At 68.9% G+C, this 25,560-nt stretch carries 20 protein-coding genes; 10 read left to right on the top strand and 10 right to left on the bottom strand.

Going from position 1 to position 25,560, the window contains the following annotated elements; all coding sequences use genetic code 11:
* Positions 1-185 precede the first annotated feature (185 nt).
* Positions 186-1,169 (top strand): PRC and DUF2382 domain-containing protein, encoded by a 984-nt coding sequence (locus ABD808_RS20720; RefSeq protein ID WP_344899125.1) that lies wholly within the window; start codon positions 186-188, stop codon positions 1,167-1,169.
* Between the two features lie 151 nt (positions 1,170-1,320).
* Positions 1,321-1,725 (top strand): RNA-binding S4 domain-containing protein, encoded by a 405-nt coding sequence (locus tag ABD808_RS20715; RefSeq protein WP_344899123.1) that lies wholly within the window; start codon positions 1,321-1,323, stop codon positions 1,723-1,725.
* A gap of 5 nt (positions 1,726-1,730) precedes the next feature.
* Here ABD808_RS20715 and ABD808_RS20710 read toward each other — a convergent pair whose 3' ends face one another.
* From ABD808_RS20710 to ABD808_RS20680, 8 genes are all read right to left on the bottom strand, one after another.
* Positions 1,731-2,486: an MFS transporter gene (locus tag ABD808_RS20710; RefSeq protein ID WP_344899121.1), complete on the bottom strand. Its 756-nt coding sequence runs from the start codon at positions 2,484-2,486 to the stop codon at positions 1,731-1,733.
* Positions 2,437-2,736: an MFS transporter gene (locus tag ABD808_RS38545; protein WP_425548954.1), complete on the bottom strand. Its 300-nt coding sequence runs from the start codon at positions 2,734-2,736 to the stop codon at positions 2,437-2,439. The genes ABD808_RS20710 and ABD808_RS38545 overlap by 50 nt, the downstream gene beginning before the upstream one ends.
* Positions 2,672-3,196: an MFS transporter gene (locus tag ABD808_RS20705; RefSeq protein ID WP_344899119.1), complete on the bottom strand. Its 525-nt coding sequence runs from the start codon at positions 3,194-3,196 to the stop codon at positions 2,672-2,674. The genes ABD808_RS38545 and ABD808_RS20705 overlap by 65 nt, the downstream gene beginning before the upstream one ends.
* A 30-nt stretch (positions 3,197-3,226) precedes the next feature.
* The gene (locus tag ABD808_RS20700; protein ID WP_344899117.1) at positions 3,227-3,934 is read right to left on the bottom strand and encodes a VWA domain-containing protein; all 708 of its coding nucleotides are present in this window, start codon (positions 3,932-3,934) and stop codon (positions 3,227-3,229) included.
* A 153-nt stretch (positions 3,935-4,087) separates the two neighbouring features.
* Entirely contained in the window at positions 4,088-4,417 is a 330-nt protein-coding gene (locus tag ABD808_RS20695; RefSeq protein WP_344899115.1) for a hypothetical protein, read from the bottom strand.
* A 156-nt stretch (positions 4,418-4,573) separates the two neighbouring features.
* Positions 4,574-5,266, bottom strand: a complete 693-nt coding sequence (locus tag ABD808_RS20690) for a class I SAM-dependent methyltransferase (protein ID WP_344899113.1) — start codon at positions 5,264-5,266, stop codon at positions 4,574-4,576.
* Positions 5,267-5,560: 294 nt separating this feature from the next.
* The gene (locus tag ABD808_RS20685; protein ID WP_344899111.1) at positions 5,561-6,328 is read right to left on the bottom strand and encodes an aldo/keto reductase; all 768 of its coding nucleotides are present in this window, start codon (positions 6,326-6,328) and stop codon (positions 5,561-5,563) included.
* A gap of 111 nt (positions 6,329-6,439) precedes the next feature.
* Positions 6,440-7,336, bottom strand: coding sequence for a LysR family transcriptional regulator (locus ABD808_RS20680; RefSeq protein ID WP_344899109.1), 897 nt, complete (start codon positions 7,334-7,336; stop codon positions 6,440-6,442).
* A 114-nt stretch (positions 7,337-7,450) separates the two neighbouring features.
* On the opposite strand from ABD808_RS20680, the gene ABD808_RS20675 reads away from it, so the two are divergent.
* The 6 genes from ABD808_RS20675 to ABD808_RS20650 all read left to right on the top strand — a co-directional run bounded on the left by ABD808_RS20675 (position 7,451) and on the right by ABD808_RS20650 (position 12,763).
* Complete coding sequence (locus ABD808_RS20675; RefSeq protein ID WP_344899107.1) at positions 7,451-8,287, top strand: oxidoreductase; 837 nt, start codon at positions 7,451-7,453, stop codon at positions 8,285-8,287.
* Between the two features lie 108 nt (positions 8,288-8,395).
* A complete protein-coding gene (locus ABD808_RS20670) occupies positions 8,396-9,103 on the top strand; it encodes a TetR/AcrR family transcriptional regulator (RefSeq protein ID WP_344899105.1) in 708 nt (235 codons plus the stop codon).
* Positions 9,104-9,280: 177 nt separating this feature from the next.
* Positions 9,281-10,261: an NAD(P)-dependent alcohol dehydrogenase gene (locus ABD808_RS20665; protein WP_344899103.1), complete on the top strand. Its 981-nt coding sequence runs from the start codon at positions 9,281-9,283 to the stop codon at positions 10,259-10,261.
* Positions 10,262-10,308: 47 nt separating this feature from the next.
* Positions 10,309-10,731, top strand: a complete 423-nt coding sequence (locus tag ABD808_RS20660) for a substrate-binding domain-containing protein (protein ID WP_344899101.1) — start codon at positions 10,309-10,311, stop codon at positions 10,729-10,731.
* Positions 10,728-12,383: an FAD-binding protein gene (locus ABD808_RS20655; protein WP_344899099.1), complete on the top strand. Its 1,656-nt coding sequence runs from the start codon at positions 10,728-10,730 to the stop codon at positions 12,381-12,383. The genes ABD808_RS20660 and ABD808_RS20655 overlap by 4 nt, the downstream gene beginning before the upstream one ends.
* Entirely contained in the window at positions 12,380-12,763 is a 384-nt protein-coding gene (locus ABD808_RS20650; RefSeq protein ID WP_344899097.1) for a 4Fe-4S dicluster domain-containing protein, read from the top strand. The genes ABD808_RS20655 and ABD808_RS20650 overlap by 4 nt, the downstream gene beginning before the upstream one ends.
* 28 nt (positions 12,764-12,791) lie before the next feature.
* Here ABD808_RS20650 and ABD808_RS20645 read toward each other — a convergent pair whose 3' ends face one another.
* Positions 12,792-13,463, bottom strand: a complete 672-nt coding sequence (locus ABD808_RS20645; protein WP_344899095.1) for a GntR family transcriptional regulator — start codon at positions 13,461-13,463, stop codon at positions 12,792-12,794.
* Positions 13,464-13,849: 386 nt separating this feature from the next.
* Positions 13,850-15,361 (bottom strand): DUF4419 domain-containing protein, encoded by a 1,512-nt coding sequence (locus ABD808_RS20640; RefSeq protein ID WP_344899093.1) that lies wholly within the window; start codon positions 15,359-15,361, stop codon positions 13,850-13,852.
* Between the two features lie 340 nt (positions 15,362-15,701).
* On the opposite strand from ABD808_RS20640, the gene ABD808_RS20635 reads away from it, so the two are divergent.
* Both ABD808_RS20635 and ABD808_RS20630 read left to right on the top strand, forming a co-directional pair.
* On the top strand, positions 15,702-17,870 hold the full coding sequence (locus tag ABD808_RS20635) for a DUF6461 domain-containing protein (protein ID WP_344899091.1): 2,169 nt from the start codon (positions 15,702-15,704) through the stop codon (positions 17,868-17,870).
* Positions 17,871-18,311: 441 nt separating this feature from the next.
* Positions 18,312-25,535, top strand: coding sequence for a SpvB/TcaC N-terminal domain-containing protein (locus ABD808_RS20630; protein WP_344899089.1), 7,224 nt, complete (start codon positions 18,312-18,314; stop codon positions 25,533-25,535).
* Positions 25,536-25,560: the final 25 nt, after the last annotated feature.

Here is a 25,560-nt window from a genome sequence, read left to right as displayed (position 1 = left end):
TGCAAACACGTTTATCGGTGGTCTGTACGGAAACGCAGGGAGTAATCCGGCAACTCGGGATCAAAAGAACAAAGACGTCGGTGTTCCCGGCGTCCAGCCGAGAACCACCGCTACCGAGTGGCGGGTCACCGCTTCCTCTCACCCCCCGCCGTCCGGAAGCGTTCACGGAAGCAGAGGTGTTCAACGTGCAGACGCAAACACAGGTGCGGGAACTGATGGGCATGGGCGTGACCGACACCCACGGCACGAAGGTCGGCACGATCAAACAGGTCTACCTCAACGACGACTCCGGTGCGCCGGAGTGGGTGACCGTGCACACCGGATGGTTCGGGAAGCGGGAGAGCTTCGTACCCCTGTCCGGCTCGCGCAAGGGCGAGGACATGCTCCAGGTCCCCTATGACAAGGAGACCATCAAGGGCGCTCCCAACGTGGACGCGGACGAGCACCTGTCCCACGCCCAGATCGTCGACCTGTACCGGCACTACGGCGTACGTCCACCGGCCGGACGCCGCACCGACGACGACAGAACCGCCGACACGGCGCGCCGCACCACCGAGGACAGCCGCACGACCGGCGCCGACAGCACGGCCGCCGAAGCCAGGTCGTCCGAGGACAGGACGACCGAGGGCGCCCACGGCCGCGCGGACCCGGCTGGGCTCGCGGGGGCCGCCGGCACCACCGGCATGGCGGGCGCGGCCGGGATGGCCGTCCGGCCCGAGCGGAACAAGCGGGGACAGACGATGCCGTCGCAGTCGCCGCGCGAGGGCGCGGAGGCCCCGATGACCGAGATCACCCGGTCCGAGGAGCAGCTGCGCGTCGCCACCGAACGGCATGAGGCGGGACGCGTCCACGTCCACAAGTGGATCGAGACGGAGAGCGTCGAGCGCACCGTCCCCGTCTCCCACGAGGAGATCAAGATCGACCGCGAGCCGATCGCGGGCGGCCGGCCGAACTCCGACCTGTCCATCGCCGAGGACGACCGCGAGATCATCCTCTACGAGGAGCGGCCGGTCATCTCCAAGGAGACCGTGCCCGTCGAGCGCGTCCGGGTCAGGACCGAACAGGTGCAGGACGAGCAGACGATCCGCGGCGAACTTCGCAAGGAGCGCATCGAGGTCACCCGCGACGACGGCCACGGCGGCGAGCGTCGCGGCGGCCGGTCCGCGTAACCGGCCCTCGCCGGACGCGGGACGTCATCGCCCTGACCCCGATCCCACGCCACCCTGGATGGCGCGGCGCCCGACCCGACCGTTTCACCCGCCGGTCCGGCCGGGCGCCCGCCGCGTTCTTTTCCGCGACATGCCTGCAATCATGGGGGCCATGAGCGACGAGGGGACGGTGCGGGTCGATCTGTGGATCTGGTCCGTGCGCCTGCTGAAGACCCGCTCGATGGCGACGACCGCGTGCCGCGCGGGCCATGTCCGTGTGAACGACGAACGCGCCAAACCGTCCACGGCGGTGAAGCCAGGCGACGAGATCCGGCTCCGCCACGACGGGCGGGAGCGGATCGTGGTCGTGCAGCGCGTCATCCGCAAGCGCGTCGGGGCGTCCGTCGCGCAGGAGTGCCTGATCGACAAGAGCCCGCCCCCGCCGCCGCCCGAGGCACTCGTCCCGGTCGGCCGCCGCGACCGTGGCGCGGGCCGTCCCACCAAACGGGAACGCCGCGAGCTGGAACGCATCCTCGACCGCTACCGCACGCTCAACGAGCCGCCCGAAGAGGACTGAACCCCTCACGTGCTGGTTTCGGACGGGCCGTCCCCGAACCGGCGTTCGGACTCCAGCGCGGACGCCACGTCCCGCGGATAGCTGCGCCGCGCGCGGACGAGCATCAGGCCGTTCACCACCAGCGGCGGCAGCGCCAGGAGGAACACGCGGTTCAGCCCCGTCGCGGTGCCGCTCCCGTCACCGAGCCGCCCCGACAGCCAGCCGAACAGCACCGGCGCGGCCGCCTCCGCCGCCATCCGGACGATCGTCCGGATGCTCTCCGCCCGCCCCCACAACCCGAAGTGGACGACGTCCAGCCGGACCGCGTCCAGCGGCGGGTTCGCGGCGGCCAGCGCGGCCGCCGCCAGCGTGAACAGCGGCAGCGCGATCAGCGGGTCGCGGGTGAATCCGCCCGGCACGAACAGCAGCGCCGACGCCGCGAACGCCACGCCCGGCACCGTGACCCGCGCGGTGCGCCGCCCCCGGCGGACGAGACCGTCCGACAGCCGTCCGCCCACCAGGACCCCGGACAGCGCGGCCAGCCCGACCACCGGGAGGAACGTCGACAGCTCGCCCCGGCTGATCCCGTAACGCTCCTGGACGAACACCAGCCCGAACGTGCGGAGCCCGGCGAAGAAGAAGTAGCCGATCGCCGACGCCACGATGATGGTGACGTTCGTGCGGATCCGCAGCACGTGCGCCGCCGCCTGGAGCAGGGTCATCTTCGCGGGATCATCGCGCAGGACGTTCTCCGGCCGCGGGCTCACCTGCCGCTCGTCCACCTGCTCCCGCGCGAGTTCGTCGCCCGGGGACGCGCCGACGACCTGCGCGCCGCGTTCCGGTTCCGGCAGCAGCCGCCACGGCGAGCGCGAGCCCGAGCACCGCGACGAACCAGAATGACACCCGCCAGCTCACGATCGCCGCGATACCGCCGCCCACGAGCAGCCCGAACCCGACCCCGACCACCTCACCGGCGAGGATCCGCCCGTACCAACCGGCCCGCTCCCGCGTCGGGAAGAAGTCGCCGGTCAGCGACGCGACCGTGGGGCCCCGCCGTGGCGGTGACCGCGCCGAGCGCGACCCTGGAGCAGAGCAGCCACTCGTACGAGTCGGCCAGCCCACCGACGATCATCGCGACGCTCCACAGCACCACGCTCCCGGCGAGCAGCGGAATTCGCGGCACCCGGTCGGTCAGTGCCCCGACCGGGATCGTCGCGACCGCCCCGACCGCCGCCGGGGCGGCCGTGAGTATCCCCACCTGCGTGTTCCCGATGTGCAGCGAGTGCCGCAGTTCCTGGACGATCGCGCCGACGACCCCGGTGTCGGCCGCGTTGAGCGCCAGCACGCATCCGAGGAGCACGCCGACCCGGGCCCGGAGGTCCCCGCCGGTCCGCCCTGTCAGGGAACCGCGGCCCCGTCCCCCGGACGGCCCCGAGGCCCGCGCCGCTGCCACAACCACGTCTACTGCCCGCGCGACGACCAGGTATGTCATTGGGCTCGGCCGAGCGCGGGCCGGGACGGGTCAGCGGAGGATGCCCGCCCCACGAACGGCGCTCAGCCAGTCCGGGAACTCGTCCATCAGGGAGCGGTAGAGGTCGTCGTCGGCGATGGCGCGCGGATCGGCCCCCGCCGGGAAGAACGCCGCGTTGTCGACGGCGCGTTTGCGGGGGACGGGGAGGTCGTCGAGCTTGTGGAGGAACTTGAACTCGTCGTCACCGAACCCGATGAACTGCCAGAAGATCGGCAGCGTGGAGGCGTCGCAGAGCAGTTTCTCCGCGGCGGTCCGCGAGTCCGGCGACCCGTCCGTCTGGAAGATCACGAACGCGGGCGCGGCGGGCGCGGTGCCCCGGTAGTGGTCGATGACCGCCTGCATCGCCGCCGCGTAGTTCGTCGTCCCCATGTGCCCGAGACGTTCGTGCTCCTCGTTGATCCGGCCCTCGTACCGGGTGAGGCCGACCTCCACCACGGGATGCGCGATCTTGTCGAAGAACACCACGGGCACGACGCCGTCGTCGTCCAGGTGCGCCGACAGCGCGAGGGCCTGCTCCGCCAGATGCTGGACGGTCCCGTCCTTGTAGTACCGCCGCATCGACCCGGACCGATCGAGCACCAGATAGACGGCGGCCCGCTCACCCCCGAGCCCCCGCTTGTCGAGACTGACCTTCGCGGTCTTGTACAAGTTGACGAGACCGGGCGCGGCCGACTGGACCTTGTCCAAACTGATGGGCATCGAACGAGACTCCCTGCGCTGTAGACGAATCACACAGCATGCACCGTTCCAGCCCCGAACAACCCGCCATGGCCCACCACGGCCAAACAGACGTTTCAGCGAAGCCCTGGGGTCAGGAAAACAGGCCGTTTCGACACGGCTGCGGTAACCGGTTCAGCCGGGCAGTGCGTATCGCGCGGCGGTGTGCGCACCGTCAACAGATAGCGATCCCGGGTTGACGAACAGCGAACCGATCCGCTGTTTCGGCTCCGTCGCGGGCCTGCGCGCCACCGCCAGCCCGAACCGCCGCCCCCGTGGACGCGACCAGTCGACTGGCACGTCCAGCTGACCGCACTGGACGGTCTCCTCGTCCGGGCAGGGCCGCCACTCGATCCCCTCACCGCCCGCCGCCCGCGCTGGAGGGGCGCCCAGCAGCGGCGCAGAGAGCAACAGTCCCGCGATCACCCAGCCGGCCTTCATCGCGACCCCTAGCCGTGGGAGCATCCGACGCTCCCTCGATATCGCGGTTGACCATCACCGTCCAGACGGATGACAAAGGTGGTCATAATACGGCCGTCCGAGTTCCTGCTTGCGAACCGCATAAAGGCACGTCAACGCGATGCCTTCGCACTCACTGTCCGCAAGCTGCCATCAGGCCATTCAGGACGCGGCGGCCTTACGCGCGAGGACGAGACCGTACCGGGGGCTTCCTCTCCGGTGTCCAAGAGCCGCCAAGGGCAGCGTCGACACGGTGAATCCGGCCGTCCTGAGGTCGTCGCTGACCGGTCGCAGCCCGCAGGTCCGGTAGTACATGACGAACGGTGGCCGCCACACCGCATTCCGCGCCCGCATGACCAGGTCGAATCCGAGCAGCGCCCAGTACGAGCCCGACATGACGGGTTGCGGCGCACCGACCGGAAAGGCGAAAAGCCCGCCGGGCCGCAGCGCGCGGTGTACTCCCGCGAACAGCGCGGGCCGTTCGGCGGGCAGGAAATGCCCGAGCGCCCCGAAACTGACCGCGAGGTCGAACCCACCGGCAAAGGGCAACGCCCGGACATCGGCCCGCACACACTCGGCTTCGGGATGTGCCCGGCGCGCCTGCGCAAGCATTCCGGCGCTGAAATCCACGCCCGTGACCGGCGCCACGCACAGTTCTTCGAGTGTTCCCAGGCCCGCGCCCGTGCCGCAGCACACGTCCAGACCCCGCTCGAACAGGCCGAGCGGCCGTAGCGCGTCGGCAGTGGCGCGGAGAATGCCGTCGGGTGTCCGGAACGGCGTGTGGTCGAACTTCGGCGCGAGCAGGTCATACCCGCGCTCGACCGACGACAACGCCTGAACAGCCAGCTCACGCACGGACGGACCCTCAGCCGAAAACACCACCTCACCCTACTTCCCGCCCATGGACGCTCCCGTCCCACGCGGCACCCGATCAGCGCGACCGAAGCCCAACCAGCCGCACGTCAGTCGCCAGTCCGCCAGTCCGCCAGTTCGCGAGCCCGCCAGTCCGCCAGTCCGCCAGTCCGCCAGTCCGCCAGTCCGCCAGTCCGCCAGCAGGCACCAAACTCGCGCACGCCACTGACGTCCAATGGAGTCGGGGCCGCGAGCGACGGCCCCCGCCGACACGGGTCAGGCGGGGGCGGGTGGCTTTCAGGTCAGGTTGTCGATCGCGGCGACGTCCTCCGGGGTGAGGTCGAAGTTCGTTACGCCGAAGTTGGCGGCGATGTTCTCGCGGCGGGACGACCTGGGGAGGATCACGATGTCGTGTTCCAGATGCCAGCGGAGGACGACCTGGGCGGGAGTGACGCCGAGCCGGAGGGCGATTTCAGTGATGACCGGATCGTTCAGATCGGTGTTCTTCAGTCCGCTGTAACCCTCGACGACGACCCCACGGCGGCGGTGTTCCTCCAGCAAAGCCGGGTCGTGCTGCGCCGGGCTCCACGGAATCTGGTTGATCGCCGGTTGCTGTCCGGTGGCCTCCGTCAACAGGTCGATCTCCGCCGGACTGTAGTTGCTCACCCCGGCGTTGCGGATCAGCCTCTCGTCCTTGGCCGCTAGCAACTCTTCCCAGGTCGAGACGAGTTCGTCCCTCCCGGTCGGCCAGTGGATCAGCCACAGGTCCACGTAGTCGGTGTCGAGTTCCCGAAGGCTTGACTCCAGGGCGCGGCGGGCCTTTCCGGCGTCCTGCGGGCGCAGCTTGGTGGTGATGAACACCTGTTCCCGGTCCAGGTCGCTGTCCTTCACAGCCCGGCCGATCTCCTCCTCGTTCCGGTAGATCGTCGCGGTGTCGAGGTGCCGGTAGCCGATCTCAAGCGCCGTCCGCACCGATTCGTACGCCGCCTTGGACCTCAGCTGCCACGTCCCAAAGCCGACCAACGGGATCGTCGAACCACCAGGCAGATTCACAGTTTGCGTCATGCGGATCATTCTGCCCGCCGGAGCCCTTCCCTGATCAGCGGCGTTTGCCCCGCCTGCCGGACGCTCCACGTCCTACCGGCAGAAGCACCGCCCGGGCGTTGGTGGCTCGGTTCAGCCCCAGCGAGTGAGGTCGCCGCTCTCGGCGAGGTCTGCGGTGATTTCGAGGAGCCTCCGCTGCGCCGCCCCGTCACGCGCGGGCAGCCAGGCGATGACTGTCTTGGCCTGCTCTTCGGCCAGCGGGACGAACACCACGCCGCTGCGGCGGATGCTCTGCGCCGAGCGGGCCAGTCGCGTCACGCCGACCCCGGCGGCGACGAGGCCGAGCAGGTTCGCCGCTCCGCTGGCCCGCTGGACGATCCTCGGCGTGAACCCGGCGACGGCGAAATCTCTGTCGTACTTCTCGTGCCAGGGCGGCCATGACTCTCGCGGGGACAGCACCCAGTCGTCGTCCGCCAGGTCGGCGAGGTGGAGTTCGGCTCGGTCGGCGAGAGGGTGGCCAACGGGCAGGACCGCGCAGACGGGTTCGGTGGCGAGCGTCCGGGTGGCCAGGTCGGGGACGAGCGGCGGACGAGTGAACGCCGCGTCGAACCGCCCGTCGCGCAGCCCCGCTACCAGTTCGTCGATGTGCTCGTGATGCGTCGTCAGCTCAAGCCCCGGGGCACGTTCCCGCAGGGCCTTGACCACCGGCGGCAGCATGTAGTTCGCGGTCGAGGTGAGGAACACCAGGTCAAGGCGGCCGATCTCACCGCGCCCGGCTCGCTGCGCGACGAGGACGGCGGCGTCCGCCCGGGCCAGGACGGCTCGCGCCTCCACCAGGAACACCTGCCCGGCGTCTGTCAGGCGCGTCCCGCGTGTGTCCCGGTCGAACAGCCGTACCCCAAGGTCTCGCTCAAGCGCGACGATCTGCTGCGACAGCGACTGCTGGGCCAGGTGAAGGTGTTTCGCCGCGCGGCTGAAGCCCTGGTGTTCGGCGACGGCGACGAAGTACCGCAGATGACGCAACTCCATGGTCACAGGCTCCGACTGTAGCCGTGGGAAGAAACGTGTGTTGGCCAGGCCACATCCGGAAGGGCCATGGTGAGAAGGACAGCGGACGGAAACAGAAAAGGAACAAGAGCGACGATGACGAACCCAGGCCGAGTGTGGTTGATCACCGGCTGCTCGACAGGATTCGGCCGGGAACTGGCGCTGGCCGCGCTGGAGGCGGGCGACCGGGTCATGGCGACCGCGCGGAACCCGGAGAAGCTCGCCGACCTCGCCGCGATCGGCGGGAACCGTGTGCGGACCGCGCCGCTGGACGTCACCCAGGAGGACCAGGTCACCGCCGCCGTCGCACGGACCATCGACGAGTTCGGCCAGGTGGACGTCGTCGTCAACAACGCGGGCCACGGCAGCGTCGGCGCGGTCGAGGAACTCGACATGGCGGACCTGCGGAACCTGATGGACGTCATGTTCTTCGGTGCCGTCACGGTGACCAAGGCCGTCCTGCCGCATCTGCGCGTGCAACGGTCGGGGACGATCGTCCAGATGAGCTCGATGGGCGGCCAACTGAGCATGCCGGGCTTCGGAGCGTACTGCGCGGCCAAGTTCGCCCTCGAAGGCATGTCCGAGGCCCTGGCGGAGGAGGTCGCGCCGTTCGGCGTTCGGGTGCTGATCGTGGAGCCCGGTTCGTTCCGCACGTCGTTCGGCGGTTCCGGAATGCACCGTTCGCGAACCATCGACGAGTACGCCGCCACGACCGGCCCGACCCGGACCGCGGTCGACGCCATGGACGGCGCCCAGCCGGGCGACCCCCGCAAGGCGGCCCAAGCGATCCTGGAAGTCCTCGACGCACCCGAGCCTCCGCTGCGCCTGGCCCTTGGCGGCGACGCCGTGGACCACATCGCCGCCCACCACGAACAACTCCGCACCGACCTGACCCGCTGGGAGAAGCTCAGCCGCTCCACCAACCTGAACTGAACTCGCCCGGCCAGGTCGGGCTGCATGGCATTGGGTTCTTCCGACGATCTTCGGCCTCGTCCGAGCGGACTTACCGTGTACGGATAGAGTGCGTCGGGAGGACGATCCATGACCCCACGCACCGACGCCGACGAGCTGGAAGAGCGACCACGCGTCCCGTTGAGCCGCAAGCGGGTGCTGCGCGCGGCCGTGGCGATCGCCGACCGCGACGGCCCGGACTCGCTCACCATGCGTCGGCTCGCGCAGGAGGTCGGCGTCGAGGCGATGTCGCTCTACCACCACGTCGCCAACAAGGACGGGGTGTTCGACGGCGTCGTCGAGGTGATCCTCGGCGAGGTCATGGCGGCGGTGGAGAACGTCGACGCGCCGCCCCCGGAACAGGACTGGCGCGCCGCGTTGCGCGCGCGGATCCTCGCCGCCCGGGAGGTGTTCCTCCGCCACCGCTGGGCTCCGCGGGTGATCGAAAGCCGCACCACCACGAGCCCTGCCGTCATCGCCTACTACGACCACGTCGTCGCGCTGCTCCGGGCGGGCGGCTTCTCCTACGAGCTGGTCCACCGCACGCTGCACGTCCTGGGCAGCCGCGCCCTCGGGTTCACCCAGGAACTGTTCCAGCCGGACGCCGCCCCGGCGCCGGCCTTCACGGTCATGGAGCAGATGGCCGACCGGTTCCCCAACATCGTCGCGATGGTGGCGGACGCCCAGCACGACGACCCGGACGGCACGCTGGGCTTCTGCGACGACCAGTTCGAGTTCGAGTTCGCGCTCGACCTGATCCTCGAAGGGCTGGAACGGCGCCGCGTCGCGAGCCCGTGACCTCTGCCTGAGGCGGGCGGGATCGTCGACCGAAGTCTCCCCGGGTTCCAACCGAATCTTTCCGTCGCCCTTGACGTCCTTACGACGTACGAATACCTTACGTCGTATGCCTTCCTTACGTCGTATGGCAGGCGGAGTGCCCGCTGCCAACGGGCCGACCATTGAAGGGACGAGGCCATGAAAGCCTGGAGCTGGGATCGCTACGGCCCTCCCGAGGTGCTGGCCCTGAAGGACCTCGACGAACCCGACATCGGGCGGGACGACGTGCTCGTCCGAGTGCGGGCGGCGTCGGTCAACCCCTACGACTGGCGTCATGTCGCGGCCGACCCGAAGCTGGTACGGCTCAGCATCGGGCTGCGGCGTCCGAGACCGGGACTGGTTCCCGGCGCGGACCTCGCCGGGGTGGTCGAGCGGGTGGGTGACGACGTCACCGGGCTGCGGGTCGGGGACGAGGTCTTCGGCGAGGTCCGGCTGGGCTCCTTCGCCGAGAAGGTCGCCGTCCCGCAGAACAGGCTGGCCGTCAAGCCCACCGGTCTCACCTTCGAGCAGGCGGCGTCGGTGTCGATGTCCGCGCACACCGCGTTGCAGGGACTCCGGGACGTGGGGAGGATCGCGGCCGGGCAGCGCGTCCTCGTCAACGGGGCGTCCGGGGGCGTCGGCACGTTCGCCGTCCAGCTCGCCACGATGTTCGGGGCCGAGGTGACCGGCGTGTGCAGCACCCGCAACCTCGAACTGGTCCGCTCGCTCGGCGCGTCCGACACCGTGGACTACACCCGCGAGGACTTCACGGCACGGGCACGACGCTACGACCTGATCTTGGACAACGTGGGCAACCATTCGCTGGGCCAACTGCGACGCCCCCTGACCCCTCGCGGGACGATCGTGATCGTGGGTGGCCTCGCCTCGGCCCGCGGCAGCCTGCTCGGTCCGGCGGCACAGATGATCCGCGGGGCCCTGGTCTCCCCCTTCATCAGCCAGCGCGTCCACGCCATCAGCTGGAAGCCCAACTCCACGGACCTGCGCTTCCTGGCCGACCTCATGGAGAAGGGCGAACTCACACCCGTCATCGACCGGACGTACCCGTTCGACGAGCTCCCGCAGGCGGTGCGCTACGTCGAGCAGGGCCACGCCCGAGGCAAGGTCGTCATCACCCTCTGACCACCCACACCGCCACGGCGGGGAGCAGCGCGGAGGGTGGACGGTCTGTGCGGGGTGTGTGCGGCCTGGTCTCGGCCGACCAGGTGGCGGAGGAGAAGAAGGGCCACCGGTCGATCGACGTCGCGTCGCGTGACCACCCCGACCTGCTCGGCACGTCCGCCACGGTCGTCACGGAGAAGTACCTGTCGGCGCACAAGGACATCGTGAAGGTGTGGCAGCGGGCCGAGACGAAGGCCGCGCAGGTCGCCAAGGCCAACTGGCAGGCGTACACGGCCTACGTGGCCAAGACGGGCGGATACGCCCCCGACATCACGATCAAGACGACGCTCAAGGAGCAACTGCCCGACGAGCCCTTCCCGGCCGAGGGTCTGAAGCTGCTCGAAGGGACCAAGACGTTCCTCGTCCACCAGAAGCTCGTCAAGAAGGACTACACGATCAACTCCTGGCTGGCACCCGGAGCCAGGCCGTGACCGCGCCCGACACCGGCGCGCCCGTCCCTGACACCGGCGCCCTCGTCCCTGACACCGGCGCGCTCGTTCTGGACACCGGCGCGCTCGTTCTGGACACCGGCGCGCTCGTTCTGGACACCGACGTCCTTGTCCTCGGCGGCGGCCCCGCCGGGGCGTGGGCGGCGGTCGCGGCGGTCGGTGCCGGGGCCCGGGTCGTCCTCGCCGACAAGGGCTACTGCGGGACCAGCGGCCCGACCGCGTCCGGCGGCAACAACCTCTGGTACGTCCCACCGGACGCCGAGGCACGGGAGCGCGCCGTCGACGAGCGTTTCGAGCAGAGCGGACGGCTCGCCGACCACCGCTGGATGGCACGGGTCGTCGACGAGACGTACCGCCGCGTCGACGACCTGGCGTCGTTCGGCTACCCGTTCCCCGCCGACCGGAACGGCGTCGAACGGCGCGGCAGCCTCCAGGGCCCCGAGTACATGAAACGAATGCGACGCCGCGTGCACCGGTCGGGCGTGACAATCCTCGACCACCATCCGGCGCTGCGGCTGCTGGTGGACGACGGGGGCGTCGTCGCGGGCGCGGCCGGGATCGCCCGCCAGAAGGGCGGGGTGTCCTGGAACGTCCGGGCGGGGGCCGTCGTGCTGGCGACCGGCGGCTGCGCGTTCCTGTCCGGCGCGTTCGGCACGAATGTCGACACCGGTGACGGGCATCTGATGGCGGCCGAACTGGGCGCGGAACTGTCCGGCATGGAGTTCTCCAGTGCGTATGCGCTCTCCCCCGTGCACGGATCGCACACCAAGGGCCTCATGATGCACTTCGCGACGTACTACGCCGAGGACGGCACCACGATCGACGTGCCGAACCCCCTCGGCGCCAGGGTCCAGCTTGCGGAACGCCTCGCGAAAGGCGAAAAGGTGTACGCGCGGCTGGACAAGGCACCGTCAGAGTTGCACGAGGCCATGCGGAACGCCCAACCGAACTATTTTCTGCCACTGGACAAAGCCGGAATCGACCCTTTCCGCGATCGGTATGAGCTGCGCATGGTGTCGGAAGGCACTGTCCGTGGGACGGGCGGTCTGCGCATCCTCAACGACGACTGCGCGACAACGGTCTCCGGCCTCTACGCCGCCGGGGACGTCGCGACACGAGAACTGGTCTCCGGATCGGTCAGCGGAGGCGGCGCCTACAACGGCGCGTGGGCGATCTCGTCGGGCACGTGGGCCGGACGCGGTGCCGCCGCGTTCGCCGTGGGCCGGGCACGTCCAAACCCACTTCCGACCGGCCACGCGGGCCTCACCCCCGGCCCGCTCGACGCGGCGACGGTCATCCACACCATGCAGAACGAAATCCTGCCCCTGGACCGCAATCTGTTCCGAACACGCGATGGACTCCGCGACTCCCTGACAAGGCTGGACACGTTGTGGGAGCAGATCATTTCCCGGGGCATTGCGGGTGCGGGCCGCGAACGTCTCCGAGCCCGATCTGCTGCGGCGATGACGTTGCACGCTCGCTGGTCCTATCGCGCGGCGTTGGCTCGTCCCGAGTCCAGGGGCATGCACCGGCTGGACGACCTCCCGACACTGCGCCAGTTCGAGCACAGGCGGCTCATCGGCGGCCTGGACGACCAATGGACGGCCCCCGAACCCCAGGAGGTACCGGCATGATCGAGGTGGTGAGCGCGGACCGCTGCGTGAAATGCGACGTGTGCATCAAGGTCTGCCCCACGGACGTCTTCGACCGGGGCCCAGACGGACTTCCGGTGATCGCCAGACAGTCCGACTGCCAGACCTGCTTCATGTGCGAAGCCCACTGCCCAACAGACGCGCTCTACGTGGCACCATTCGCCAAGCCCGCGCCAACAGACTCCGCCCACACCAACGAAACCGCGCTGACAAACGCGTTCGGCGCCTACCGCGACGTCATCGGTTGGGGCCGGGGCCGGACCCCCGGCAGCCGCAACGACGCCAACCACATCTTCACAAACCTGATCCGCACCCGACCGACGTCCAGCGCAGACCGCGAGCACGCCTCTGACGAGCGATAAGCACGCAGCCCGATTCCGGCCGCGCGGTTTACGGGTGCCGGACGTTGTGGAGGGCGTCGGCGATGGCGTCCTTGTGGGCGCGGGCGACGCGCTCGATCTCGGCGGCGTCGGCCTTTCCGGAGATGAGCGTGAGTATCTGCGAGTGCTCGACCACGGAACGACGGGCACGGCTGGGGACGTAGCTGAAAGTGGAACGGCGCATGTGGTCGAGAAGGGTCCACTGCGTTTCGAGTAGGGAGCGCAGGCGGGCATCCGGGCAGTGCCGGTAGATGGAGAAGTGGAATTCGCGGTTCAGCGCGGTGAAGGCGGCGGAGTCGAATTCCACCAACGCCTCCACCATGCGGTCGTTGATCTCGCGGGACGCGGAGACCTGCGCGGCCGTCATGTGCGGTGCGGACGCGGCGGTGGCGTAGCCCTCAAGGCGGGCCAGGATCTGCAACGTGTGCTCCACCTGTTCGGACTCGAAGACGGCGACGCGGGCGCCGACGTTGCGCACCACCTCGACCACCCCGTCCGACTGCAACCGTCGCAGCGCCTCCCGCAGCGGAATCGTGCTGACCCCGGTCTCCCGGGCGAGTTCCTTGACGACCAGGCGGTATCCGGGGACGTAGGTGCCGTCCAGAATGCGCGACCGCAGCAACTGGTAGCAGAACTCGGCCTTGCTCTCCTTGGCCTTGCCCTGCTTCTTCTCGGAGCTCACCCGGCTCTCCTCATCTTCGCGTCGAGTCCCGGTGGCGACCGCCGCTGCGACATATCCGAGACCGCGCTGGGAGCCAACGCCCGGACCAGCCGGTTCGACGCTTTGTCGGCCCGGACGACCCGAGGATGCGAACTCCGTGATCATACACAGCCCCCTAGATGATTTCGCATACGATTTCAAATGTTACTTGATGGTCGCAAGCCCCGGCGCACCTCCATATTCCCCGCACAGAACGTTCGACCCCAAACGACATAGACCGTTCGATCCCAAACGAAATGCCCCACGACCTGCCTGTTCCCGAATGCTGGACGGGGGCAGCCTGGATACGATTAACTACACGAAATCAGATATTATTTTTCATCGACGCTGCGCACGGGTGAGCGTGGTCAGGCGGTCGGCCCGTCGAGTCGGTCGAGTCGGCCGGTCTCCAGGCGGGAGATATCGCCGCCGGAATCCAGGGCGACATCGAGGATCATCGCGAGCGAGGTGCCGTACACGGGAACGTCGGCGGGGTCGTCGACCAGCCGGAACTTCTTGTGCGGCTCGCCTTCGGCGTCGACTCGCTCGACGCGACAGACGATCCAGTGGAAGGCCCGTTCGCCGGAGTCGACGACGCCGCAGAGACTCCGGCCGTCGGCGAAGTCGATGATCGCGGTGATCAGGCCCTGGTCCATGCGCCGCCATACGACACGGCGGTCGGCGATCGGACGCAGCCGCCAGGCGCCGTCGAACATCGTCGCCGAGCCGACACGGCGGTAGAGCTCCGCGAGTTCGGCGGAGGCCTGGTACCAGGAGTGGGGCTGCGGCGGGTCCGTCTCATGGTCGCGGACGATCCGGTCGATCACGTCGTCGATCTCGACTGGCGCCGGTGCCAGATACCAGCCGCCGAGCGGCCGGAGCGCGCCGTCCTCGTCCTGAGCGATGCCGAGCAGCCCGGCGTGCAGCGCCACGGACTGGTTGACGCGCCCCACCCGGTCGTTGATGGTGACCCTCACCCGGGACAAGGTCGCGGGCACGCAGTCACTTCTGATGCCCGGGCCGTCGTAGCGCCTTCCTGGGTCAGTCGCGACGTCGCGGGGTTCGTCGATCGGCAGCTCCAGCAGCGGATTGGGCTGGGCGGCCTCGCCGTTGAGGACCAGGTACGGGTAGAACCGCGCCGCCCAACCAGTGATCAGTTCGCCACCGTAAGCGTCGATCGGGTTGTAGATACGCCGCCAGAACTCGATGTCGACGTCGCCCTTCACGGCTCGGACGCATTGGTCGCAGATCGCCGCAAGGGACCGGCACCAGGTTTCCAGGCCGAACGAGGCGATCGAATCCACGCGGCTGCGGATCTTCCGCCAGTCCTCGACCGTGCCGGTCAGCGTGATGGACGGAATCCCGCACGCGAAGACCAACCAGACGGCGAAATACGGTGCGTACACGTCCAGCAACACGATCCGCCCGGCCGTCCGTTCGGCATCGGTGCTGGTGGAAAAGTCGCAGTCGAAGTCGAAGGAGTCGTTCACCTCTGAGAGGAGCAGCTTGTTGAACAACTCGACGGTGTCCTGCCACGCGCCGGGATGCTGAGGCAGCTGGCCATCGACCACAACTGTGAGCTGCTTTCGGGCGTCGTGGTTCACCAGTCGCGAACGCAATTGCTCCGCATTCAGATGGACGTGCTGTGCCAGACCCTGCATGACGGTCAGCCACACCGCGTCCGGGGACAGGACCAGCGGTCGATGCCCGCCGAACGCGCGTCCAACGGCGCTGAGCAGCGGATGGACCCCGTTGTTCTCCAGGACCGGCACAGCCGGATCCCCGCCCACCACCAGCGCATCCGGAAACTGGTCGCCCAACGGCCGCGCAGGCAGCTTCTCGGCGGCAGGCACGACATCATCGACCCGGAATGTCACCATCACCGAACTCTAGCCCGTTCTTTCCTGGACGAGATCGGTCAATAGCAAGCCCTTTCTCAGCTTAGAGAGAACAGACAGCCCATAAGAGACCGTCGGACGGACCGTATTTCCACAGGCTCACTTACTACCCCCAAACAGACCCGACTCCCACGAGGAGTCAGACGCTCTCGTCTCGACAGTCCTGTGACTCATCACACGTCCAAGGCGGAGTGGGTTTCGGAACAACCGAAGTGGCACCGTCGGCCACAGCGCAGCCGTTCCAGCCCTGTTTTGTCAACGGAACGTCAGTGTCGGTGGCTAGGGTTTGCGCGTCTTGTCCATGTTTCTGGGTGGAGGTGCTGTGGTCGAGTTTCCTGATTCGGTCCTGGAGGAGTTGGTCCGGCCGGTCGTCGCGGCGATGCCGCTGGTCGTCGCCCGCGTCCCGGAGACACCGGCGGCCGAATTCGGTCGGCTGCGAGCGGCCGCCGACGGCACGTGGCCGGTCCGTGGTTCGGCCATCGGACAGCGGGCCGGGGCTCACTTCCACCACGGCGGCCGAACGGGCGATTCGCCGGTGCGGGACGCGCTCGACTCGCTACCGGTACTGCTGATCGAGCGCGTGCTCGGCGCGCTCGAACTGACCGTGCCGGAGTTGAACCTGGTCGGCGTCCCAGACCTGACCGGTGTCCTCGGGGAGCCGTTCACCGGCGCCTTCGCTGTGGGAACCGGGACGAGCGAGGCGATCAGCGGCTTAGACATTCTGAACCAGATCCAGCCGGACGCGGTGCCCTTGGTCGCCAAGCTGGCGCAACGACTGGCCTCTCACCAACGGATCGCCGAAGTTCTGACGGTGGACTCTGGGATCACTGACGAACAGGAACTCGCCGCAGCGCATGGCGCGGCCTACCTCGCGCTGGCCGTGTCCATCGCCGCCGCTGTTCTGCCTCGGGTGGGCCTCCTGCCTTGGGCCACACAACCACCGGCGGTGCTCGGCGTCGCGATCGGTACCGCCGTCCTGCTGCTGCGCGAGGCTCCCATGCCTCCCGGATACGCCGCCGCGATGCTCGCCAAGGCCCAGGCGGAATACCTGTTGCCCGCGCAATCCAGCGGATCGGTCCCGGTGTCGGGACACCGGTTCGCGCTTCTGGAGGACGGAGACATCCCCAACGTCGACTTCACCGGGAACGGGCTGGTCGCGGTCGTTCCAGGTGGCGCGGCCATTCGCACCGGGATCGAGACCGGACACGTCCGGATCCTGGTGAGCGTCACGGAGGATCCGCCATTAGAGGTCGAGACCGGATGGGAGGAGATCGTCGAAGTCAGCTGGCACGCGGACATCGGCGGCGCCTCCCCGGTCGGGCCCGGTGCGATCGAGCCGCATCTGCGCAGGCTCACCCCGCCCTGGCCGGGCGACTACCGGCTGCGGGTACACGCGCGGGGCCGGGACGACGCCGACGAGACCGAGACCTACAAGCTGATGGTGTGGCAGGCGCCCACCGCACCCGACACCGTGCACGCACGCACCGACCGGCTCGGCCACCGGCTGCGCGGCGAGGCGGAGCCGGTGCGTCCCGAACCGCCCGAAACCGCCTACCGGTGGCTTCGCCGCAGTTCGCTCTCCGAGGCCGCGACGGTCACGGTGGTGACCGGGATGGACGTCGCGGACGTGCTGCGCGCCTTCGGCGCGGACCCGGCCCGTCCAGAGTCACTGCGGGCCATCAGCGAAGACGTGCTGAACCGCCAGTCGATCGACCCCTGGGTCGCGGTGCTGGATCTCGGCGGCGGCGCCGTCCTCGCCGTCGAGGACAACGGCTGGCAGGGCTCGACCGCGCCCGTGCTGACCCGCGCGTCGGCCGGTGGACGGGCCGCCAGCATGTACTGGAACGTCAATGCGGATACCCGGTTGTCGTTCGCCGAACACGGCCAAGTGCTGCTGTCAGAGGAGCCCTTCGGCGACCTCGACGCGCCACCACCGGTCGCGACGACGCTCACCGACCTCGACTTCTCCGACTACCGCCGAGGCAGGTCGGAAATGGGCTTGGTCGCGGTGCAACGATTCACCGGCCACGGCGTCGCCGCGGAAGACCTGACCCGTGTCTACGCCGCCGACATCGGTTTCCGGATCGTCCCAGACCTGCCCACGCTCTACCCGCACCGTCCACGGCCCGGCATCCCTCTCGATCCCAGCGCCGAAGCACTGACCGGCCTACCCGAACCAATCCTGCGGAGCCTGGCCTGGTGGGCCGCCGAACAAGCAGCCCACTACGCGGGCCTCAACGAAGACCCCGACATCACCGCCAGCATCACCGTCCAAGCCCTCACTCCCGACGCGCACCTGCGCGCCCGCCGCTCCCAACTCGACGACGGCGAACACCAGTGGGTCTGGCTCACCCTGCACCGCGCAACGAACCCCGACCCGCTCGCCGCAGCCATCGACGCCATCGAGGCCGCCCGCTACACCGCCGGCCCCCACGCGGCAAACCTGGTCGCCGACCTCCAGACCAAAATGACGACCCCCAACCCCCAATAGCCACCAGCCCGACGACCCCCGCACCAGTTCAGTTCGCCGGGCTGGTGCGGGGGCTTCGGCGCGCGATAGGCGGGTGGCGTACATCCGTCTAAGGCGCATTTCCTTCCATGCGCGGCTCAGAGCCGTTGTGGGTCTTGCGCGGGCAGCGGGTAGTGCTGTGTAAGGGGCGGTCGCCCGGTGGACGTGGTCTTCTTTGACAATTCCCCGATTTAGGGCCGTGGCGGTCATTTCGGGTCGAGTCTGGATAAGAGCCATAAAATGCCTTGGTCAAGAATGATGGTTCGTCTTTTGTCACCTTGAAGGCACTGTGGATGCCGTACCAAAGCCGGGTTCAGTGTTGTTCTCGGCGGACCGCTGAAAGGATTCAGCGGCTTCCGCCGGGCTGAACGATTTGCGAAATTTGCACACCGTTGCCCGCCCCAGCAGGCCTGAAGGTGAATCATGCGCGACTCACAGCACGGATCGTCGCCCGGTGGTGGAGTCGGAGCACGCGGTGAGCGGGACGCTGCCCGGGACGCGCCCTCGTTGTCGTTGCCGACCGGGGGCGGCGCGATTCGCGGCATGGGTGAGAAGTTCTCCGCCAACCCGGTGACCGGGACGGGGTCGATGTCGGTTCCGCTGGCGTTGTCCCCGGGCCGGGGCAGCGTCTCGCCGCAGCTCATCCTGAACTACGACTCCGGCGCCGGGAACGGGCCGTACGGCCTGGGCTGGACCGTGGATCTGCCGTCGATATCCCGCACCACCGACCGGGGCCTGCCCCGCTATCTCGACGACACTTTCCAGCTCACCGGCGGGGACGACCTCGTCCCGGCGCTGTCCCCCGGCAACCGCCCGGTGCGACGCACCGAGGGGCCGTACGACATCCATGCGTACCGGCCCCGGATCGAGGGCCAGTTCTCCCGCATCGAATGGTGGCGGCACACGACGTCCGGCGAGACGCACTGGCGGGTGACGACCAAGGACAACGTCACCAGCGTCTTTGGCCGCGACTCCGCCGCGCGGATCGCCGACCCGTCCGATCCGGCACGGGTGTTCCGGTGGCTACTGCAAGAGACCCGCGACGACCGGGGCGACCTCGTCGTCTACAGCTACAAGCAGGAGGACACGTCCGGGGTGGACGCGGGCGCGCCCCACGAACGCAACCGTCTCAGCGGCGGCACCGCGCAGGCCCAGCGCTACCTCAAGCGTGTCCGGTACGGAAACGTCGAAAACGACACCGACTTCTGCTTCGAAGCGGTGCTCGACTACGGCGAGCACGACGATACGAGCCCGACCTCCGAGGAGGACAGGCCGTGGCCGGTCCGCCGCGATCCGTTCTCCACCCACCGGTCCGGATTCGAGGTGCGGACCTACCGGCTGTGCCGACGGGTGCTGATGTTCCACCAGTTCGACGAGCTCGGCGACGATCCCGTCCTGGTGGGCTCCACCAACCTGGGCTACCGCCACGATCCCGTGCTGACCTACCTGACCTCGGTGGTACAGAAGGGCTACGTCCGCGACGGCGCCGGTTACCGGGAGGCGGAGCTGCCGCCCCTGACGTTCGGCTACACCGAGCGGACCGTCTCCGCCCAGGTGCGGCCGCTGGCCAGTGGTCATGGGGAGCCGCCCGCCCGGCTGGACGCCGCCTACCAGTGGACCGACCTCGACGGCGAAGGCGTCTCGGGAATCCTCACCGAACAGGCCGGGGCCTGGTTCTACCGGGCCAATCTCGGCGGCGGCACGATCGACACCCCGAAGGCCGTGACGTCGCGGCCGAACGGCCCGGGCCCGGCGGATAGCCAGGGAAGCACGCGGCAGCTGATGGATCTGGCCGGGACGGGCATCCCAGACCTGGTCGACCTGGGCGGCGTCGCGCCCGGCTACCACGCCCGCACGCAGACGGCGGGCTGGCAGGACTTCGTCCCCTTCCCCGGCCTGCCGTCGCTGCCCTGGTCCGACCCCAACCTGCGGTTCGTCGATCTCACCGGCGACGGCCTCACCGACGTTCTGCTGACCGCCGAAGACGGCCTCACCTGGTACCCGGGCGCCGGTCACGACGGGTTCGGCGACGCCCGGCAACTCGGCCTGGCGGCCACCGAGGAGCACGGCCCGAGGCTCCTGCTGGCCGATCCCGAGCAGAGCGTCCATCTGGCCGACATGACCGGCGACGGCCTCACCGACCTGGTACGGATCGGCAACGGCGAGATCGCGTACTGGCCCAATCTCGGCTACGGACGGTTCGGCGCGAAGGTCACCATGTCCGACGCCCCGCTCTTCGATCACCCCGACCGGTTCGACCACCGCCGCCTGCACCTGTTCGACGTGGACGGCAGCGCCCCCACCGACCTCCTGTACGTGGGCGCGGACGGCATACGGCTCTGGTTCAACCAGGCGGGCAACTCCTGGAGCGCCCCGCACCACGTGGACGTGCCGGTCGACGGGTCCACCGCCGTGAGCGTCGCCGACGTCCTCGGCAAGGGCACCGCCTGCGTCGTCCTCGCACAGCCCCGTCCCGACGGCGAGCCGCAGGTCCGATACGTGGACCTGATGGCGACCGGAAAACCACATCTGCTGACCACGGCCGACAACCACAGCGGGCTGAAGACGTCCATCACCTACCAGGCGTCCACCGCCTACTACCTGGCCGACAAGGCGGCGGGCAGGCCATGGGTAACCCGACCCGCGTTCCCCGTACAGCTGGTCGCCGAAGTGGAGATGAAGGATTCGGTCGCCGACACGACCCTGGCCACAACGTACGGCTACCGGCACGGCTACTACGACGGTACGGAACGAGAGTTTCGCGGTTTCGGCTACGTCGAGCAGCGCGACGCACTATGCAAGGCCCGCCCCGGCGCTCGGCAGGACGAGCTCGTCCAACCGCCCGCGCTCATCAAACGGTGGCAGCACACCGGCTGGTACGCCGGACGCGACGCCGTCGCCCGGTCTTTCGAGGACGAGTACTGGCCCGGCGACGACGGCCACGGCGACGGCCTCTGGTTGCCGGACACCGTCCTGCCGGACGGGCTCAGCACCGGAGAGGAACGCCAAGCCTGCCGAGCGCTCCGCGGACGCATCCTGCGTACAGAGGTCTACGCCGAGGACGGCAGTCCGCTGGAGAAGGTGCCCTACCAGGTAACAGAACACAGTTATGCGCTGCGCTTGGTGCAGCCTGGACGGGCAGCGCAACCCGGACGGGCGGCGCGGCCAGGCGTCCTGTTCGCGCATCACACCGAGACGCTCACCGTCCAGACCGAACGCCATCCCGACGACCCTCGGGTGGCGCATGAGTTCACCCTGCAAGTCGATGAGTACGGGAACCTAGTCCGCACGGCGACCGTCGCGTACCCGCGCGGCAGCGGAGATCCGACACAGCGACGGTCGTGGATCACCGTCAGGGAACGCGACGTGGCCAACGACGTCGCCACGACCGCGCGGTGGCGGATCGGGGCGGAGATCGAGGCCCGCGAGTACGAGATCGGCGGAGTCGCACCGGCCGGGACCGCGACGATCTTCACCACCACCACGCTGGACGCAGCGGCGACCGCCGCCGCGCGGAACGAAATCCCCTACCAGGACGAACTGTCCGGGGCGCTTCCCCAGCGGCGGCTGATCGAGCGAGCGGCCACGACCTACCACTCCGACGACCTTGAGACCGAACTGCCGCGCGGCCAGATCGGCGCGCGGGCACTGGTGTGGCGCACCTACCGGCAGGCGTTCGCGGCCGGGCAGGTCGACGCGCTGTTCGGCGAAAGCCAGGTCACCGACGCGACGCTGACAGCGGCCGGTTACGTCCGGCGGGCCGAGGACGGCGTGTGGTGGGCGCCGTCGCATCGCACGGTGCCCGACCCGGAGTGCTACTTCCAGCCGTCCAAGGTGATCGACCCGTTCGGCGCGGCGGTGACCATCGAGTACGACCAGTACTGCCTGCTGCCGATCCGCACCCGCGACTCGCTCGGCAACACGACACAGGTCCAGCTCAGTTATCGCGTACTGCGTCCTTGGCTGCTGACCGACCCCAACGCCAACCGCTCCGGTGTCCGCTACGACGCACTCGGCATGGTGACGGCGACAGCCGTCCTCGGCAAGGCGGGGGCGTCTGAGGGCGACCTCCTCGACCTGTCCACTCCGGAGAGCTCGCCCACTGACGACCCCACTACCAGGCTGGTCTACGACCTGGTGAGCGTGCCCGTCTCCGTACACACCTACGCCCGCGAAGAACACCGCACCACCAACGAACACCGCACCACCAACGAACACCGCACCACCGACGAACACAGCGCTAGCGAAGGACGCCAGGCCACCGACGAACGTCCCATCGCTACCGACGACGGTGAGCATCGCTCCGCTGGTGAGGATCGGGGCGTTGAGCCGCGTTGGCAGGAGACGCGGGGCTATTTCGACGGTATGGGCCGGGTGATCCTTACCAGGACGAGGGCCGAGCCGGGGCTGGCTCCGGTGCGTGGCGCGGACGGGCGGCTGGTGCGGAACCCGGACGGGACGCTGCGGCTGGAACCGTCCGCCCGGCGATGGGTGGGCACCGGCCGGACCATCTATGACAACAAGGGCAACCCGGTCCGGCAGTACGAGCCGTACTTCGCCCCCGACGAACGGTTCGACACCGAGGACGACCTGGTCAGGTACGGCGTCACGCCGATTCTGCGGCACGACCCGCTCGGTCGGCTCGTCGGGACCGAGTTCCCCGACGGCTCGGAGTCGCGGCTGGTGTTCGAGGCCTGGCGGCAGGAATCGTGGGACCGCAACGACACCGTCCGGAACAGCCGCTGGTACGCGGAGCGCCGCGACCTGCCGGAGACCGACCCGCGTGGCCGCGCCGCCCGGCAGGCGCTGGCGCACGCCGATACCCCGACCGAGACTCACCTCGACTCGCTCGGCCGTCCGCACATCACCGTCACCGACAACGGCGGCGGCGAGCGGTTCGAGGTCACCATCGAGCGGGACGTCCAAGGCCACGAGCGTTCGGTCGTCGACCCCCGAGGCGTCCGGGTGCTCCAGCAGTCGTTCGACATGCTCGGAAACCCAGCGCACACCGTGAGCCCCGACGCGGGCGAGCGGTGGAGCCTGCTGGACGTGATGGGCAATCCGGTCTACGGCCGGGACAGCCGGGGCACCGTGTTCCGCTGGATCCATGACGTGCTGCGCCGTCCGACCCACGCGTACGCGACCCCGGCGGGCGGGGCCGAGCGGCTCCGGCTGCGCACCTACTACGGCGAGGCGTTGGACGACGGGGTCGCGCGCAACCTGCGCACCCGTCCCTGCCTGCTCTTCGACGGAGCCGGGGTGGTGCGGACCGTGCGGGCCGACTTCAAGGGCAACACCCTGGCCACCGAACGCCGGTTGGCCGCCGACCCACTGGCCGAGCCCGACTGGACCGTCCTGGCCCAGGTCGGGACACCGGATCAGGCGCTGACCAGGGCCGCCGCCCTGCTGGAAGAGTCCGCGCACGCGACGGCCACCGCGTACGACGCGCTGAGCCGGCCGACGCAGATCACCAGCGCGGACGGCAGCCGGACCCGGCACGCCTACAACGAGGCCGGGCTGCTGGAAACAGTCGACGCGCAACTCAACGGCGCCGCGACCTGGACGCCGTTCGTCACGGGCATCGACTACAACGCGCGCAAGCAGCGCGTCCTCATCGAACTGGGTTGTGGAGCCAAGACGGAGTACGGCTACGAGCCCGACACGTTCCGGCTGTCCTCGGTCGACACCCGCAGACCAGACGGCAAACGCCTGCAAGCGCTGAACTACACCTACGACCCCGTCGGCAACGTCATCGTGCTGTCCGACCCGCTGACCGACACGGTGTTCTTCGCAAACACCGCCGTGGGCAGTACCCGGACGTACCGCTACGACCCGGCCTACCGGCTCGTCGAGGCCACGGGTCGCGAACACATCGGGCAGACGTCCACGCAACCAGGCCCGACCGACCCACGGCCGGGAAGCATCCCGCAGCCCGGCGACACCACCGCGATGCGCGCCTACACCGAGTCGTACGTGCACGACGCGGCGGACAACCTCCTCAGCGTCGCGCACACGGCGGCGAACGGATCCTGGACGCGCCGCCACCAGATCGCCGCCGACTCCAACCGCCTGCTGGCCAGCAGCATCCCCGGCGACACCCCCGACCGCTACTCCGCCACATACGGCCACGACGCGAGCGGCAACACCATCTCGATGCCGCATCTCGCCGTCCTGGACTGGGACCCGGACAACCGGTTGTCGCACGCCGACCTCGGCGGCGGCGGAAACGCCCACTACCAGTACGACTCCGCCGGGCAACGCGTCCGCGCGACGGTCGTCAAGGGCGGCATCACCGAGACCCGGGTCTGTCTGGGCCACAGCGAGCGCTACCAGAGAACCGTCAACGGAACGGTCCGCACGGAACGCTGGACGCTGCACATCATGGACGGTGTCCGCCGCTTCGCCGCGGTCGAGACCACCACCGTCGATTCCGCCCTTTTCGCACCGGCCACCGTCCAGCGGTACCAGCTCACCGATCATCTCGGCAGCGTTTCCGTCGAGGTGGACAAGAACTGCGCGGTGCTCTCCTACGAGGAATACCACCCCTACGGCACAACGTCGTTCCACGCCGCCCAAGGAGCAGCCGAAGTCAGCCTCAAGCGCTACCGCTTCACCGGCAAGGAAAAGGACACCGAAACCGGATTCTCCTATCACGGCGCACGGTATTACGCATTGTGGCTGGGGCGCTGGATCTCACCAGACCCGGCCGGAATGGTCGACGGGCCGAACCGATACGCCTATGTACGGAACAACCCGGTCCGCCTGACCGACCCGAGCGGACAGCAGTCCGAGGAGGAGCGGGCTCCCCTCCCAGACGAGCGAACAATCAGAACTTTGTTGAAGAATCCCCGCACCGAAATAAGAAAGGCCGCGCAGGATCTCCTCGACGCCCGCGACGAGGGCCTCGCCACGTTCGTCGGCGACTCCCCCATGACCAAGACCAAGCCCCGCGAGGACGGCGCCATCGCCAAACAGCTCAAGTCGATCGTGGAGGCCCCCGACGACGCTTCGCTGCCCGACGTGCTGGACGTCGGCATCGCCAAGATCATCCAACGCATGGTCGCCAAGGCACGCGAGCGCCGCAAGGCCGGAGCCAAGGGCGTCGACTTCGAGATCGTGAGCCTGACCCGGTCCAGCGACAAGGACAGATCTCCGCACAAGAGGGGACACGGCCTGGACCTCGGCCGCTACGCCGGAAAGAGCCTCGCGGTGAACAAGGGCGCCGAGCAGCTTGAGGCGGTCCTGGCGTTCTATTCCGACATGATCGGAAACAGCAAGAAGGGCGAGAAGCCGGTGGACGTCAAGTTCGCCCTCGGCCTGCCGCGCAATGCCCGGACAACGGGAGAGGACGCCTCCAAGGACGCGGAGAAGCTCCGGCGAAGCCGGATGTACGAATGGGAGATCATTCCCGGTTACGGCCCGCAGCCCATCAAGCGCGAGGACGTCTTCTTCGAGCGCGACACGAAGCCGGACTATTCCCCGACGATCAAGGGATCGAACAAGACGCTCCTGAACCAGAACATCAGCCTGCTCCAACCTGGGGCGGCGAAGGGTTTCGCCGAGCTCCTGAAGCTGGACACGACCGGAATCCTGAAATTCCTGATGCCCGACGGCTTCGCGCATTTCCATGTCCAGAGCCCCCCGTGAGAGAACGCGCCTCCGACGACCTCCC

It is taken from the genome of Actinomadura meridiana (assembly GCF_039537545.1).
Taxonomy (GTDB): domain Bacteria; phylum Actinomycetota; class Actinomycetes; order Streptosporangiales; family Streptosporangiaceae; genus Spirillospora; species Spirillospora meridiana.
The sequence above is the reverse complement of the archived record's forward strand: the minus strand, read 5'-3'. Positions and strand labels throughout refer to the sequence as shown.